Origin of the sequence: Fuerstiella sp., assembly GCA_022447225.1 — a bacterium.
Classification (GTDB): domain Bacteria; phylum Planctomycetota; class Planctomycetia; order Planctomycetales; family Planctomycetaceae; genus S139-18.
Map to the genome: position 1 here is coordinate 168,027 of JAKVAZ010000013.1, position 16,796 is coordinate 184,822.

Annotated in this window: 11 protein-coding genes; 3 read left to right on the forward strand and 8 right to left on the reverse strand. The window is 54.5% G+C overall.

Annotated elements, in window-relative coordinates; all coding sequences use genetic code 11:
* Positions 1-26 precede the first annotated feature (26 nt).
* The 4 genes from MK110_15765 to MK110_15780 all read right to left on the reverse strand — a co-directional run bounded on the left by MK110_15765 (position 27) and on the right by MK110_15780 (position 7,504).
* Complete coding sequence (locus tag MK110_15765) at positions 27-3,020, reverse strand: PQQ-dependent sugar dehydrogenase (GenBank protein MCH2212761.1); 2,994 nt, start codon at positions 3,018-3,020, stop codon at positions 27-29.
* Positions 3,021-3,276: 256 nt separating this feature from the next.
* Positions 3,277-4,758, reverse strand: a complete 1,482-nt coding sequence (locus MK110_15770) for a sodium/solute symporter (protein MCH2212762.1) — start codon at positions 4,756-4,758, stop codon at positions 3,277-3,279.
* Between the two features lie 79 nt (positions 4,759-4,837).
* Positions 4,838-6,253: an amidase gene (locus MK110_15775; protein MCH2212763.1), complete on the reverse strand. Its 1,416-nt coding sequence runs from the start codon at positions 6,251-6,253 to the stop codon at positions 4,838-4,840.
* Between the two features lie 267 nt (positions 6,254-6,520).
* Positions 6,521-7,504, reverse strand: coding sequence for a phosphatidylserine decarboxylase family protein (locus tag MK110_15780; GenBank protein ID MCH2212764.1), 984 nt, complete (start codon positions 7,502-7,504; stop codon positions 6,521-6,523).
* A 226-nt stretch (positions 7,505-7,730) separates the two neighbouring features.
* Between MK110_15780 and MK110_15785 the strand changes: the two genes are divergently transcribed.
* Positions 7,731-8,570: an MBL fold metallo-hydrolase gene (locus MK110_15785; protein ID MCH2212765.1), complete on the forward strand. Its 840-nt coding sequence runs from the start codon at positions 7,731-7,733 to the stop codon at positions 8,568-8,570.
* Positions 8,571-8,719: 149 nt separating this feature from the next.
* On the opposite strand, the gene MK110_15790 is transcribed toward MK110_15785, so the two are convergent.
* Positions 8,720-9,985, reverse strand: a complete 1,266-nt coding sequence (locus MK110_15790) for a Na+/H+ antiporter NhaA (GenBank protein MCH2212766.1) — start codon at positions 9,983-9,985, stop codon at positions 8,720-8,722.
* Between the two features lie 417 nt (positions 9,986-10,402).
* Here MK110_15790 and MK110_15795 point away from each other — a divergent pair, with 417 nt between their 5' ends.
* Both MK110_15795 and MK110_15800 read left to right on the forward strand, forming a co-directional pair.
* Positions 10,403-10,615 carry a hypothetical protein gene (locus MK110_15795; GenBank protein MCH2212767.1) on the forward strand — a complete coding sequence of 71 codons (213 nt, stop codon included), beginning with the start codon at positions 10,403-10,405 and terminating at the stop codon, positions 10,613-10,615.
* 634 nt (positions 10,616-11,249) lie between these two features.
* Positions 11,250-12,638, forward strand: a complete 1,389-nt coding sequence (locus MK110_15800; GenBank protein MCH2212768.1) for a L,D-transpeptidase family protein — start codon at positions 11,250-11,252, stop codon at positions 12,636-12,638.
* Positions 12,639-12,680: 42 nt separating this feature from the next.
* Here MK110_15800 and ribD read toward each other — a convergent pair whose 3' ends face one another.
* The 3 genes from ribD to MK110_15815 all read right to left on the reverse strand — a co-directional run bounded on the left by ribD (position 12,681) and on the right by MK110_15815 (position 16,610).
* A complete protein-coding gene (ribD, locus tag MK110_15805) occupies positions 12,681-13,856 on the reverse strand; it encodes a bifunctional diaminohydroxyphosphoribosylaminopyrimidine deaminase/5-amino-6-(5-phosphoribosylamino)uracil reductase RibD (GenBank protein MCH2212769.1) in 1,176 nt (391 codons plus the stop codon).
* Complete coding sequence (locus MK110_15810) at positions 13,835-15,919, reverse strand: tetratricopeptide repeat protein (protein ID MCH2212770.1); 2,085 nt, start codon at positions 15,917-15,919, stop codon at positions 13,835-13,837. Before MK110_15810 ends, ribD begins: the two co-directional genes overlap by 22 nt.
* A gap of 322 nt (positions 15,920-16,241) precedes the next feature.
* On the reverse strand, positions 16,242-16,610 hold the full coding sequence (locus MK110_15815; GenBank protein MCH2212771.1) for a diacylglycerol kinase family protein: 369 nt from the start codon (positions 16,608-16,610) through the stop codon (positions 16,242-16,244).
* Positions 16,611-16,796 lie beyond the last annotated feature (186 nt).

Here is a 16,796-nt window from a genome sequence, read left to right on the forward strand (position 1 = left end):
TCAAAATTAGATATCCAGAACGAAACTCAGTCTGATGTTTCGGGTTGTTTCAGGCTCGACAGATATGCCAACAGGTCCGCGACCTGGTTCGATGTCATGTCACGCAGCAGCAGTTCCGGCATCATGGACTGCTGTTGTTGAACCAGCTCTTCGACGTTGTCGGCAACGATCGTCGTCAGCTTGCCTTTCGTATCTTTCAGGACAACTTCGCGATCATCTTTTTTTAGCAGAAGGCCGGTGGCCACCAGACCATCAACCGTCTGTACCAGATACATACGGTACTTCGGATCGATTTCACGGGACGGATTAAGAATCGTGTCGAGTAGCCGGCTGCGTTCCTTATATTTTGAAGCAATTCCGCTTAGATCAGGCCCGACTTCGGTGCCATGGCCGTTGATCCTGTGACAGTTCCGACACTGCACACCGGCTGCTTTCAGATACAGCATTTCGCCACGGTCTTTGTCGCCGGTCAGGGACAGGATTTCGTCCGGTCGAATCACATTTCCAAGTCGTTTCGGCCGCAAATCCTCCGGTAAAAATCGCTCAAACAGATCACGGATATGAGAGGCTGAACTGTCTGCCGCACGTTCGATGACTTCGATTCGAATGGCAGGATGAATTGAATCAGAATCCGTCACACGCATCAGGTCAATGGCACTGGTTGTTGTCGCCAGCAGCTCGTCAATGTGGGCGGTTCGTGCTTCGGCAGACGTGTGTTCGTTTAGTAATTCAGCCATACTTTCAGCTGAATTCCCTGCTTCCGACGGCTGGAGTCCCGAGATCCAGTCATGAATCAGGTTCAGTCCCTCCTGATCGACCACAGCGGATCCCAGTCTTGGCATGCGTCCCGGTCCCAGTTTTGCCATCCGATAGAACAGCACGCTGCGGTTCGAATCGCCTGGTGCAAGCATGCGGGCATCAGGAATGTAGAATCCACCATGCCGCGGGCGTTCGTCGCTGATTCCCATTTCGCCGTGACTTAATGAGGCGAGTAAGCGGAATTCGCCGTTACCGCCGCCCCATTTGCGGTGACAGTGTGAACAGTTGGCGTGCAGATAAGAACGGGCGCGCAGCGCAACATCAGAGTCGGGATCCCGATAATTCTCCAGAGACGGCAGTTCGTCCGGCTGTTCGGGGAGATCGTCAGTGAACAGACCAAGTCCTGCAAAGACCTTCAGCTGGTTTTCCGCAGAGTCTCCGTATTTCATATCACGGTTTATCTGCAGCGTGTTAATGCCCAGGACGTATTTTGCCGCCATGTTATGGCATACCGTACATTCTGCCCTGCCGGGAAAATGCCACGTCTGAATTCGTTGGGTTTTCGGTGCAGCCGGATCACCAATCAACAGTTCAACGTCTTTTCCGGAAGGATCTTCCAGCAGGACAGCGTCGGTCTGCTGATCATTCCATATATAGGTATAGCCTCGCCACAACTGATCGCCGACGGTTTCGCTTCCCACAAGTTTTTCGTAATGCAGCAGGCGTGTTTCCAGTCGGCGCCGACTGTCCGGGTTCCCCGGCTGCATCTCCATGGTAATCGTCTCCATCGCGACCGTGCCGTCCGGAAATTTCCAGCCGTGTGGAGCGCCCGGTGCAGGTTGAGGGTAGGTAATCCCATCGAATTCAATTTTTGATTGACCGGGCAAGGCCAGATATCGCTGCTTTGTCGCGCCGTCTGCCCACTGAGGCGCATTGACGTCGTAAGGAATCACCCCTGGCGATACCCGGTGGTCGCGGACAGAATCGAAAAGTCCGGTTTCGCTGAGCCGACGTGGGAAATCCACCGTCTGAATGGCAGCGGGACTGGCCTCCAGCCGGTTAATCAGTCCGCTCATGTGGTCAACCAGGAACAGTTCACCCGAGTTATCTTCGCCAAACCCCACCAGACGTAGTGCTGAATCGACAAGCTCGCGATGTTCGGTCACTTTTTCATTGTCACGGTCATATCGAAACATCCAGATCTTGCCTGTGTCGTAATCACCATAGATGTAAGCGCCCGTGAGTTCGGGCAGCCTGGTTCCGTGGTAGACAAAACCTCCGGTGATGGATCGAAATTCGGTGTGATTGTGTTCGACGATCGGCGAAATAAACGGCGTCGGACCACGTTTACGTTCAGGCCGAAACACGTGACCTCCTTCCATAACGCTCCAGCCGTAGTTACCTCCTCGCTCAATGACAAAAACCTGCTCCCACAGGTCCTGCCCCACATTACCGGTCCACAGGTCCCCCGTATTTCGGTCGAACGTAAACTTCCAGGGTTGTCGGAGTCCATACGCCCAGATTTCCGGTCGTGCGTTGTCCATGTCGACAAACGGATTATCAGGGGGAATCGAATACGGTTGCGCGGTACCTGGACGATCGACGTCGATCCTTAACATCGCGCCGGAAACATTGGAAAGATCCTGGCCGGTCCGCAACTGGTCGGCGATACCACTTGAATCACCTGTTGCAAGATAGAGGTACCCGTCCGGACCAAACTTAATACAGCCGCCGTTGTGACCACCCGACCGCCACTCGAAAATGACTGTTTCAGAAGCAGGATCAATCGTTGGTGGATTACGTTTTGCCAGTTTAAAACGAGACACACGAGTTCCCCGGAGATCTTCGTCAGCAGGATCAGCTACCAGAATGGTGACGAACACATAACCGTTCGACCGGAACTGCGGATGAATTGCGAGTCCATATAGCGTTTTGCCTGTGAGATCGAGTGCCACATCCGCGGAATCTGCTGCGGGATCGTTTTCAAACGAAATGATGCGCCCTGCCTGTTCCGCAACGAAGAACCGGTTGGAACCCGGAGCGGATGTCATGGCCAGAGGTTCGGTCAGTTTGATGTTCGGAAATGCATTGACTGTGCGATACGGCGACGGAGGATCCGGAGTGCCTGTTACTCGCGACGTCTTCCAGAGCACCCGTTTTTCGGTGCTGAATGACGAATGGTCCTGCGCAACCAGGGATCCACACACCAGGAGAGAGAAGAGGACGGCCCACAGACTGAGTTGATGTGTTTGACGACTCATGTGATCTTTCCTGAAGACTTTTGTTCTATCAACAACTTTCAACACATGTCGCGATCCGTACCTGTCGGCTGCGTGAGGCCGTTCTGCCTGTCACCAGCGGCGACCGCGTACGATCTGCTCAGTTGTGTATTAGACCGGTCAGCAAGAGACATCCGAATTGTCGACAAGCCTCGGTGCAAATTCAAACCGCGATCGCAGACTTTTTACGATCCCGCTGGTGACGCCGTGTTCGTGAGTAAATACAACGGTTCCGAATTCAGCGGTCATTGGCGGATGTTTCAGTGCCGCGGTGAGGAACCCTGCCTGGAAACACCAGACTGCAGAGCCATCCCACGACGAGTGTCGGCACGCAGGTAAAAGCACCGTACCACCAGTGTGATACTTCGGTTTCGCTCCAGATGATCATTAATACAGAAGCTCCGGCGACGAACCCGGTCCATGCGCCGATGCTGTTTGCTTTTCTGCACCACATTGCCAGCAGAAATAATCCAAGCATCGGACCGAAGAGGGCACCACTGATTTTGATAACGATGTCGAATACGTTCCTGCCAAGGACGGGCACGAGCAGTGATGCAACAATCGTAAGCAGCCCAAAGCCGGTACAGAGCCATCGGCTGAACCTCACGCCGGGATGCCGTCCCTGCATCCAGTCAATGACGATGGTTAAGGTCAAACTGTTGATTCCGCTGTCAATACTGCTCATTGCTGCGGCAAACAGACCTGCCACAAGCAGCCCCGTCAAACCGAACCGGGAAATTTCTGTCACGACAAAAACCGGCAGAAGCTGATCTTCACTGTTAAGCGGTGGAAATCCTGACGCTCCAGGTTGATGGTAGAACACGAACAATACTGTTCCAACGATGAAAAACAGCAGGCAGATTGTGGCCGACATGACGGCATTGACGACTACACATCGTCGTGCGGCAGCAATAGTAGGGAGTGAGACGAACCGCTGGACCGTTCCCAGAGAGATCGCCTTGGCCGGCAGATAGACAAAGATTCCGAAGGCTGCGGCGGAAAAGAAATTGGCTCGATGGGTCAGATCGAATCGCATATCGAACATCCGGAACTTTTGTTCGGACGTTCCCACCTGCCAGACCGTGTCCCATCCTCCGTCGATCTTTGCGACTGCCATCAGCAGAACTACGGTCATCCCTCCGCCCAGCGTGATCGCCTGCAGCACGTCGGTCCAGATGACGGCTTTGACACCGCCTAGAGCCGTATACAAAGTCGCCAGCAACCCCACGCCAATCAACGTCAATCGGAGTTGATCAGGTGACAAATCGAGTACCGCCTGCAGGATGACTCCCACCGCATACAACATGCTGCCCATCCAGCCAATGGTGTAAACAATGGACAGGGCACTGCACAGGCGACGAACCGAACGATCGAATCGCAGTTCCATGTACTCGTAGGGGCTGGTGACCTGCAGACGGTGGTACAGCGGGACAAACCAAATCCATACAATCGGTGATACGAACAGCGGGATATAGAGTATCGCCAGATAGAGATGGTAATCCTCAAACGCCGCTTCGCGCGGCAGTCCGACGAATGACAGCGAACTGAAGGTGGTGGCGAACAGCGAAAGGCCGACCGGCAGCCAGTTCATGGCCCGGCCGCCAAGGAAATAATCTTCATTGGAACGCTGTTCGCCGGCAAATTTCAAACCCAGTGCAAGCACGACGACGAGGTACAGCACAAACAGGGTCCAGTCGAGCGTCGTCAGGGAAGCTGCCATGCTGACCATTCGTTCTTATCGGTGGACAGATCGAGTTCGGATTGAATCGGGAGAAGCGTCTGCTTCTGTCACCACTTTGTTAACTCACCAGGGCAGGTCTGGATTTCCAGAATCCGGTGGCCTGTTCAAACGCGTGCGCCAGTTGCAGCACACCAAATTCATCGTGATGTCGTCCGACAATTTGCACTCCGACCGGCAACCCGTCATCGGTAAATCCTGCCGGGACGGAGATGGCAGGCAGTCCGGTGACAGTGATGTAGTAACACGACTTCATCCAGTCGATGTAGGTTTCCATGTCGGTCCCTGCGATCTGAGTCGGATACTCGGTATCGATATCAAATGGCGGCACCTGACTGACGGGCATCACGAGGTATTCACAGTGTTCCATAAATTTTCGTACACGATGATAAAGTGCTGTATGTTTTCGTTCAGCCCGTCCGATTTGCGGCCCTGTTAATTCCTTCCCACGTTCTACATTCCAAATCACTGAGTCTTTGATTTGATCCCGCCGGGTTTCCAGTAATTCGTTGAGTTTGAGTTCCATGGCCCATGCTCGCCAGACTTTGAAGACTTCGTCGGCGTCGCTGAAATCGGGCTGATCATCTGTGAGGACACAGCCCAGATCTTCAAACACGTTTTTCCGGGCATCCAGTACGTGAGTGACTCGGGGATCGACAGGCAGACCGCCCAGATCTCTACTCCACGCCACGCGAATTCCGTCGAAATTTCTGTGGAGTGACCGACGAAAAATTTCACCTGGGTCAGTCAGGGAGATGGGGGCCCGAGGATCGGGACCGGCGATGGCGCTCAACATCAGGGCCGTGTCCTCCACTGTACGAGCCATCGGGCCCTGGACGGAGATGGGAAACCAGGCCACGTCGGTGGGCCAGAAAGGCACCCTGCCTGGAGCTGTCCGAAACCCCACCACATTACAGAAATTGGCCGGATTTCTCAGTGACCCTCCGGTGTCACTTCCATCAGCGATCGGCACCATACCGCAGGCCAGTGCCACCGCTGCACCACCGCTGCTGCCGCCGCATGTTTTGGATGTATCATACGGATTCAGTGTGGTTCCGAAAATTTTGTTGAACGTGTGAGACCCGGCTCCGAATTCCGGTACATTCGTTTTGCCCACCATGATTGCGCCCGCATCGCGCAACCGTTCAATAATCAGGCCATCTTCATCCGGAATGTGATCGGCATAGATCGGTGAACCCAGGGTTGTCCGAACGCCTTTAGTCGGAACAAGATCCTTGTGTGCGACAGGAAGGCCGTGCAGAGGACCGATCGGTTGCCCCTGCGTGAGGGCCACATCAGCTTTTTTCGCCTGTTCCAGGGCTTCGTCGGCGACGATGGTGACGATGGCATTCACTTTGGAATTGATGCGTTCGATCTGTGTGAGATGTGCCTGCATCACTTCCAGACAGGACAGCTGCTTCGACCGAATCTTTTCAGCCAGATCCGTCGCCGTAAGAAAACATATCTCGGATGTCAACGTTACCTGCCCCTCTCAGCATTTCAATTGTCGGACTCTGCACCCTGTTTATCATCCCATCAGTTTTCCCACGACAGTGCCACCGACATGGGTCAGTCGAATGTCAAAACTGCCGAATCGTTTCGAGAGCTGAAGACGATTCAGGCCAAATAAATGCAGCAGTATTGCGTGGAAATTGTTGATGCGCTCAGGGTCCTCGACGGGTGCCCAGCGGATTGCATCGGTGCGACCTGCAACCTGGCCACCTTTAATGCCACGACCAGCATTCTACTCGGTCCCGAAGTCGGCCAGGATGGATGTACCTGCTTTCACTCGGTCGCCGAGTTGAGTGTGGATCGTGAGACACGCTTCTTTTGGCAGGACCAGTTCGGTTCGCGACCCGAGTTTGATCATGCCGAATTGCTCACCCCGCTTCAGATCATCACCAGGCTTGAGCCAGCAGACAATACGCCGGGCAATCGCACCGGTGATCTGACGAACTACGATTCCACGATGATGGCCGTCATCGGTTTCTATCATGACTGCGAGCTGCTCATTCTCTCGCGCAGATTCGGGACGCAGTGCATTGAGGTATTTGCCTGATCGGTAAGCCAGTCCGATCACCCGTCCAGATACGGGGGCTCGATTAATATGAACGTTAAAGATGGACAGAAAAATTCCGATTTTCACCGCCGGTCCGCCCACGTGGTCGTCGTTGTCCAGTTCTTCGATGTCCACAATCTTTCCATCGGCGGGTGAAATCACCAGACCGGGTGCTGCAGGAGCCTCACGCGGTGGATCTCGAAAGAACCATGCAATCAGGCCGGCAATCACCAGAAGTACGGCACTCGCAAACCAGGCAATGAGTTGAACAGTGCCTGTTGAGACTGATCCTGCCCATGCGAATACCAGACCAGCCACAGTGAAGCCGCCTCCAATAACCAGCAGTTCAGCCAGTCCGACACGGGCGAATGGAATTCTGTCACGCCAGCGAAACGGGTCGTCGGCGGAATCCCAGTACCAGCCACCCTGATTTCGGTGAAATTTCAGGTCACGGGAATCCAGTACGTCGTGGGGACACGGATTAAAATCACCTTGGCGCAGTGACTCCATACGCTGCACCCATCCACGACGAAATAATTTTAACCACCAGCGCCGAACGTTTCCCCACTTCTGTTCCAGACGAATCACGACACCGCCCCCCGGCTGAATATCCCGAAGTCGGGGATCCATTGGCTGAAGCGGACGAGATGTGGATTTGGATTGTGACATCCTGGCATTCCGTCGTAGGCAACTGTGTCGGGATTCGGCTGCTGAAGGTGGATTATGCCTGCGGCCGGCAGACGATTCAGTTACAGAAGACCCCGACGCGGCCTCCTGAGGCGAGAATCCTCGTTTGGAGATTCTAAGGAATCCAGTTAGTGAGGGGCACTCTTCCTAAAATCAATCGGGATCGATAAATTCACCGGGCGGTCACTGGCAGGAAACACATATATCTTTGTCCGAGGCATCATTGGGTACTTCTTCCCGCAGCACTGAGTCACGAAATTATGCAGCAGAGCTGGTCCTGACCGGTACGGGGACCAGTATCGGCGTGCCTGTTGTGGGTTGTGACTGTACCGTTTGTATTTCCGACATTGACTCGAATCGTCGGATGCGGTCCGGAGTGCTGGTACGTGCTCCTGACGGGGAGTTTGTGATTGATACGAGCCCCGAATTACGGCTCCAGCTGATTCAAAACAAAGCTTCACTTATTCAGGCAGCTTTGTTTACTCACGCTCATGCCGACCACGTGATGGGTCTGGACGATCTGCGGATTTTCAGTCACCGAATGGATGCCGACCTTCCGTTGTTCTGTGAAGATTCTGTGGAACGCTCGATTCGGCAGATGTTCGGCTATGCATTCGCCGACCGGGAAGAAATGGCTCACCGATTTGCTGCACCCCGGTTTCAGTTTCAACGGATCGTACCGGGAGAACCCTTTGATCTGCTGGGGTTGCAGGTCATACCCATTCGGCTGAAGCACGGTCGACTGCCGATTCTTGGTTTTCGAATCGAAGATGTGGCTTTTTGTACCGATGTGTCTTCCGTCCCGTCCGAATCAAACGAGTATCTGCAGGACCTCGACACATTGATCCTGGGTGCTTTGCGCTACAAACCGCATCCAACACACCTGCACGTGGATGCTGCCGTGCAACTGGCGAAAAAATTCAACCCCCGTCGGACTTTTCTGACGCACATGGCCCACGACCTCGATTATCCCACGCTTCAAAATGAACTTCCGGACGGCGTCGAACCTGCGCATGACGGACTGGTAATTTCCATTCGTGGTGGCTGAGTTCGATTTCGGACAGAACTCGATTGAGGATCGTGGGGCGAACGCCGTTTTGGCTGTGTGACCGCGTCTTCCGGACGCAATCGACTGGGTAAATCACCCGGTCAGTTTCATCCAGCCGATTCTTCGTCTGGACAGACCACACTGTCCGGCTAACTGACTGCCTGCTCACGCTCCTTGGAAACGGCAAGTGTGTCCACGAAGTCGCCGGCCACATTCTGCAGGCGGAAAGCGTTGCGAACCAGAACCGCGAGACCGGCGGCAGCTACCGAGAAAACGGCTCCCATGCGGGCTGCTCCCTGCAGTCCGGGATCGGAAAACGCCTGCCCGCTCACGAAGAGCGCGACCGTCAGGCCAAGTCCTGCAACGACACTTGTCACCACGACATGACCGGCGGTCATGCCAGACGGAAGACGAAAGCCCATCCAGTGAGCCACCAGGGAAAACACAGTGATTCCGATCGTCTTGCCGGCAATCAGTGATGTCAGAATGATCCAGCTGAGACCATTGACTTCGGAAAAAGCAACACCTGCATTGGCCAGAGCAAAGAAGAACAGACCGAAGTCGACCAGTCGTTTGAGGTCATGTTCGAAGGATTCCAGCGGTGAGTGGCAATGAACAGGTGTTTTGCCCTGGTAGAGTCCCGCGTCGTGACACGGTCCTGGCAGGAACGGGACAATAAACACCAGTGCCAGTGCCGGATGCAGGTGAGCACTGTGCAGCCCCCACCATGACAATCCGCCGCCGATCAGGACGTACGGGATCCAGTTCTGAACCTGTCGACGTCGCAGGCCCCAAGCCGTTGCTATGGCGGGGATCAGCCAAATCAGCTGTCCCCACTGTGTTGGATGATGAGGGTCCGGATAGCCAATCGCGATGATCCCCAGTCCGATTGCGTCATCGGCCACGGCCAGCAGCAGCAGAAAACTTACGGCCGGATGAGTTTTGCCGAACAGGCACCGAATCACCAGCCATGCCAGCGCGATATCTGTTGCCGTCGGAACCCCCCAGCCGTTCATCCATTCACTCCGACCAAGCAGGGCGTTGAGTCCCAAAAATACTGTAACCGGTCCGATGACCCCACCGGCCGTGGCAAACAACGGATTGACCGCCTTGGAAACCGGGTTCAGGGCCCCGTTGGGCAGGCAGGACTCCGTGATCTCTTTGGCTGCGATTCCAAAGAAAACCACCATAAAAATGTCATTGGTCAGGAAATGAAGGGTAAAGAAATGTTCCCAGCCGTCATGAGGTATCGGCAATGCACTGCCGGCCTGCAGCCAGTCACCGATTTGGTGAATCGGTGCGTGGATGACAGCGTCATAGCTGTGCGGGCTCACATTGGCCCAGATCACCGCCACAATCACACCGGCAATCAGTGGAATCGAAAATTCCTGAAGGCGTTCTACTGTCTTCGCCATCGACACCGTCCTCATTTTTCCAATCTGTCAGCGCGTTCGATAAAACCGGCACAAGCAGGTTTTAAGACTGCTTCGGCTGATTTTTCCGGATCCGGTACGACAGGTTCCGTGTGGAATGTTGTTCTGTCATCGACTTACATGGCACGGTTTTGCGTCACACGTTCTGTGTTTTTGAGCAGACACGCATGAGTTTTTGTTCTGTACCATTTAAACCGTTTCTGCCGGCCGACCGCACCAGTGGCGCGAATACTAAGTCTGAGCTGGCTTTCAGCACCAGACCTTCTTTAGCTGGCGGAATTTTGGATGACGGATCCCGGGAATTAAATTTGTTCCCAGTCCGAATAGCGACTCGTTCCTCTTCGACTTTGATTTTTTGCGTGCTGGCTCGCGACGTGATTCGGCGGTTTTCCGGTCGCCATGCTGCCCGTGAGACTCAGGAATCAGGCGACGATTGTGCTGCCCAACACGGTTGCCATGATTGCTAAGTGCCGCAATTCCGAAACCGCTCAACAGTTTATCGATTTTGTTCTGTCCGAAGAGACTGAGTTGCAGCTGGCTTCAGGGACAGGACGTCAGATTCCGCTTGATTCGGTCAGTGACTCACTACTTCCTGCAGAATGCAGCCGTTGAGAGAGTGGGCGGACGACGTCGTTCTTCTGACGACAGCGGCTCGGTTGTATTCTGTTGTAGGGGAATGGCTGAAGGCGGAGTCAACAGGTCAATGACAATATGGTTGGTGTTGACATGGTCTGTTGTTTGAACAATCACTCTTGCCACCTTGGGCGTATGGCTGGTAACCGTGTTGTTGTCGCAGATTCAACAGGGCGTCTCAGCGTCACGTTGTGCGACCCGGCTGGTCATGGCAGTTGCTCAGGCGATTCCAGGAATCGCTGCACAGTCGAATCGACTGTGTTTGTTGCTGACCGGTTCATAGCGGGGCGATGTTCATGACCTGTGAATCACTGGTCAAATTACACCTGAGGTTCCATCGACCATATAAGACACAGGAAATCGGCGTGATCAGACTGGCTGAGACGTTGAGTGATCCGCGTCGATTCCTTGCGTATGCCATGACGTTTGCAGTTCATGGAAGATATAAATGTTGTTCGGCAGCAGCGGCTGTGCTCCGTCACTGTCAGGAACCCGGGTCCGTTTTCGCAGGTGCTGTGTGGTTCCGACCCGGACGGACGGATCCGTCACTCCGGCAAGCATGAAATCTGCACAGCTTCCTACGGATGGAGAGTGCTCAATAACCTTATTCCGGATGGCGCGGACAGCGAATGTTCGGCTCAAAATTGTGGTCGAAGGTGGTATCCGGGAGTTACCGGACCCCGCAGAACAGGGAGTTGGCACACAGGATTCCCATAGCCGTATTTTACAGTTTTTGGCAGAATACGGGCTGAAGTCCCGGCAATGGCTTCAGCAGCCTCAAAATTACGGCACGTTGATGAATCTGACCAGGGGACCATGGATGAAGCCCTTTGCACAAAATCAGAATCAAATGTCCGCAAGATGGCTCATGTTTGTGACTGCCGTCGCGGTCGGATTTGGCGCATGGTTTTTCGATTTGGTTCCGCAACTGCGTCCTGTTCCCTCAGGACAGCTGTCAGTGCAGTCAGATGACGAAATTTCCTTACCTTCTCACTGGAAGGAGATAGATGACCGTACCGATGTCTCAGTGGAGTCCGGCAGTGACGAAGTTGATCCTCTGTTTGAAGCCATCGCTGATGATGTGGATTTTCAGGATCAGGCCCTGACGGAACTGTCGGAGCCGGACATTTCAGAAGAACCGTCGTTCGGTTCTGATTCACAGTCTGAGTCGGTGAGCGTGGTTGACCCTGCAGTGCGGCAGGCGTCCTTTGATTCTGATCTGCGGTCTGAGGGGTTGGAACTCGGGGATTTACCTGATTCCGACGTTGTCCGGGCTGTCGAATCCGGCACAAAAGTTTCCGTTCTCTCTGCGGAAACAGCGGATGCACTGCGAAATGTTGATCTGCTGGTGGGACAGGAAAAGATTGTTGAAGCTCACAATGTTCTGTCCAGTCTGTACTGGAAACAACCGAAGATCCGATCTGTCCTGAAAGACCGAATTGAGTTTACGGCGGCAGAGATTTTCTCAGAACCTCATCGACACTTTGGTGCTCCCTACCTGGTGGAACCTGGAGATACGCTGGAATCGATTGGCAGGAAGCACAATATCTCCTGGCAGTATCTGGGACAGCTGAATCGTATCGAACCGATGGAGCTGCAGGCCGGTCAGCAGCTGAAGGTCATGCGTGGTCCGTTTTCGGCCGTGGTCGATTTAAGTCGCTTTGAACTAACAGTCCATGCGCATGGTTACTTTGTTCAACGTTACGATGTTGGCACTGGAGAAGGTGACAACACTCCGCTTGGAAAATTCACTGTCCAGGAAAAGGTCGAGAACCCGGCCTGGTACAATCCTGATGGCGGACAGATTGACAGTGACGACCCACAGAACCCGTTAGGTGAATACTGGATCGGGCTGGGGGACCACATAGGAATTCACGGGACGATCGATCCTCAATCAATCGGCTCAGCACGATCACGTGGCTGTATTCACATGCGCGACAATGACATTGCCGAAGTTTTCTCGCTCCTGGGGCAGGGGGCCAGTGTTCGCATTCGGCCGTAGTTTCAGAATTCCAGGAACGTTCGGTTCGAGAATTTCATTCAGTTACGCGTTCGGCAACCCGGTCCGGGTGATGCGGCCCTGGATCAGGACGTCTTCATCGATCTGCAGTACGCTCAGTTTTTCCAGATCTGACGTGGTGGGAATTGATGGGCGGCCGATGCCTCCGATCGGAGACAGTGCTTTCGTTCCCCCAACCAGTTTGGGGGCGATAAACGCATGGACTTCATCGATCAGCTGAGCCTCAAAAAAATGGCCCGTTACGCCTGCACCGGCCTCAATCAGGACGTGGGTCATGTTACGCCGCCCCAGTTCGTGCATGAGAGAAACAACGCACAGGTGTCCCTGTTCTGTTTTCGGCAACAGCAAAACCTCTGCACCAAGATGCCGGATTCGCCGGGCGATGTCTGCCGGCTGGTTGTCGGCCAGGCAGACAATCAGCGGTGCGACTGACTGTGTTTGGATGAGTCGCAGCTTTTCATGGATGCTGCTGCCGGTACTGTCCAGCACGATTCGGGTAGCTGTTCGCGGTCCGGGTGGTCGTGCTGTCAATCGGGGATCATCGCAGCGAACTGTGCCCGCTCCGGTAATGACAGCATCCATGATACCACGCAGTTTGTGTACCTGCTCGCGTGATTTCCGGCATGTGATCCACCGGGAGTGCCCCGTGGATGCGGCAATACGTCCGTCAAGGGTCATGGCCCATTTGGCATGGATCCAGGGGCGACTGTTCCGCTGCAGCATGGCAAAGGGGGCGATCAGCTGCCTGGCTTCAGCGTGACACAACCCGGTCCGCACGGAAATACCGGCATCCTTCAGACGGGTGATTCCGCGTCCCGATGCATGCGGTGCGGGATCTTCACAGCCAACCACCACTTCTGCGAATTCCGCAGCAATCACGGCATCGACACACGGTGGTGTCTTACCGTGGTGGCTGCAGGGTTCCAGGGTTACGAACATACGTGCGTCCCGGGTTGTCCGGGCACTCTGAATCGCCATCACTTCTGCATGTTGGGATCCAAATCCTGCGTGCCAGCCTTCGGCAATCATTCGCCTGTGCTGATCGACAATCACGGCTCCGACGGCAGGATTGGGTTCTGTGTGCCCCAGCCCCTGTAACGCGATTGACAGAGCACGGCGCATGATTGACTCATCGTCCGGAAACAGATGATCTTCCGGCAGGTCCGCCGGCGTTGTGCTTAATCCTGTCCCGGCAGCCACAGTTTACCTGACGATTGTGGTTGAGTTTCATGACCGGTAGTCACAATGACGGGAGTTTCAATTTCGGCCAGAAACTGCTCACAGCCCGTACGTGTCAGTTCCTGACGAACGGCTTCCGCCACTTCAGGGATCTTCTGGAAATACTGATCCCGCATCGAATGTAGCAGTGGCGAGATCCCGGGGTCCTCCGGATCATCCAGGCGAAAGCTCAGTTCCTTCAGGTCCAGTTCCAGTCGTGACTTGAAATGATCCGGGTCATCCATCGTGGCCTTTCTGGCAGCATCAAAGCATTTTGCCATATCGTCGACTCGGTTTTGGAATCGGGCGACCAGCGCCCGCATCATGTGGGCCCTCAGCGGTGAGTATTGTTCCAAGGCTTCGGGACGCCGGAACAACTCATCAGTTACCTGCTCGAGCAGTTCGACGTCACGAATCAGTTCAATTCGGTTGGCAAGCTGTACCAGCTGAACATTCGTCAGATCAGGCAGAGACAGCTGCCAGTAGTGCAGCAGTGGAATGCCTTCGATGGTCTGGTCCTCGTCGATTAATCGGGAAGCCGGCGCCGGAATGTGCAGCTGTTCGCGGAGATCACTCATCCGAATCTCATGATTCTGTCGCTGAGTGAGTGCGTGCAGAACAACAACAGACGCAGCTGCGGCGACTTTCAGTTCCGGGTCGTCCGCTGCCTGCTGCGGCGATCGGTCATTTAGCTGTGACTGAGGTCGCTGTAACCAGGATTCGATGGAGCTGGTAATACGACCGTCCACAGCCGACCGAATGTTCCTGGCCGGAACCGTCGGATCGAAATGCACATTCCAGTCGAAATCGCTACAGCAGGACGGAACCCATGATTCGATTACCGGCTCCGTCAGCTGATCGTCCTCTTTGAGGCTGTTTTCCGCGGCTTCACGTACTACATCCCAGGCTGCCTGGTGGGTTGCTTCCGGCCCGCTGACGCTGACCATATGCCTGTCGGATTCGTTTTCCAGATTGGCCGTTACCACAACGACACCCAGCTGTTCCCGTCCGCCGTCGTCTGCAGGAGGAACATCCGCCAGAATGCGAAAATGATGATCGGAATGTTCTGTACTGTGCAGTTCCGACCCCGGAGTTTCAAAATGAAACTGACGGTGCTCCTGCAGTCGGGAACTCAACTCGCGAGGCCGTCGAATTTGCTGTGAATTTTGGATCGTACAGATCCGATCGTCGGAAATTTCCAGATCGAGCAACACCGCGAGGGCTTCGGCTTCAACGCAGGTGTCGAAATCCTGCAGCAGTGTTGCCGCTCTGTGCAGTGCCCCCGCTGCCTGTGCCATTCGGTTATCCCACAGATGAAACAGTCCCAGGTTGTACCAGAGTGTTCCGTTCTCCGGCTCTGCATCAGTAAGACGTGAGTAGAGGATGGCGGCAGGTTCCCAGCACCCCAGGTTACTCAGACGGATTGCTTTCTGTTCTGTTTCCCGCTGGTCTTCACCGACATCCGCGACAAACAGTTCCAGGCTTCCCAGCAGCGGAAAATGGTGCGGGATTCCTTTTGTCCAGCTGCTCAGCAGGAACAACAGCGACGATCGCAGTTTCGCAGGTGCAAAATGAATGGCCCGACGAAGATGAGCATAAGCAGATGCGGGGTTGCCATTGCGGAAGACTTCGTTGGAAACCGACGCCAGCAGCATGGCGATTCCCTCATAATGCACCGGCTGAGCCAGCTGGATGGCCCGATGCATCAGTCGCCGCGCACCATCGAAACCTTCCGTCTGCATCGTGAGGTCAGCCAGAAGAATAACAACCCGGATTTCGTCCCGGTTGCGTCGCAGGAACTCGATACACAGTTCACGAGCCTCTTGGTATTCGCCCCGTTCCTGTACCAGGCCAGCCAGTTCAATGACCAGCACGTCCTTGTCAGGGTGAGATTTGTACAGCGCGCGCAGATGCTGTTCAGCCACGTCGGGCTGGTTGTCGCGCAGCTGCTCAATGCGTTGCATGTCTGTAAGAATATCCTGGCAGCAGAATTTAAGTTTTCTGCCGCTTCCGCAAATGCAGGCGGAATAGGGATCGTTCGCCATGTTGTGGCTCCTGAGGCGTTCAATGGAATTCTATTAGTGGCTCAATATGTGATATGGCCGGCGGACAGGATTCCGACGTCGGCGAAATATTGTTATGGAAGCAGACTTAATGTTGTGACGGTCGTGTTCCAATTAAAACACTGCACCCCGTATGATGACAGGATCACTTCAGATTTTCACGGCAGTGCCTCCTGTCTGATCCTCGGAGCCAACAGACACCAGGGACTGGGGCCGCGAAATGTCGGATCCTGATGGACCCTGACGGACCGCTGCGGGTAACTCAGGGACAGCAAAAGACACGGGTCGGGCAGTCGCAAAAATCTCAGAGGTATTCGCAAATTCGCGGCAGAAACACCAGCAGGCCCACTGCTGCAGCCGTGATTGCTGCAAGTAACACAGCTCCGGCGGCCAGATCTTTGGCCTGTCCCGCTAACGAATTTCGGGTGGGACAGGTGAGATCCACGACTCGTTCCAGAGCCGTATTCAGAGCTTCCGCTGTCCAGACAAGGCCGATTGAGAGAACGATCAGGCACCATTCAACGGAGGAAAGTGAAATTGTCGCAGCAGCTGCTGTGACAATGACTGTGCACCCCAGATGGACTTTTGCGTGAGTTTCAGTGCGGACCAGTTCAGTGATCCCGCGGACAGCGTTGCGAAATGATCCGGCTCTTTCCCGCAGGAATGCACTCATTTTCAGATTCCTCAGACAGCAACAGGAGCTGTGAGACCGTCCGATGTCCGTCGCCATTGATGACCGAGCATGAACAGCTCCGAAACGGCACATGACATGAACACAACGACAAAGTTTGTCGCTTCGTTTAACGAATGTCGATGCATTCCGGCAGGGAATTTTTTCCGGTGTGTTCGGGGATTTTAC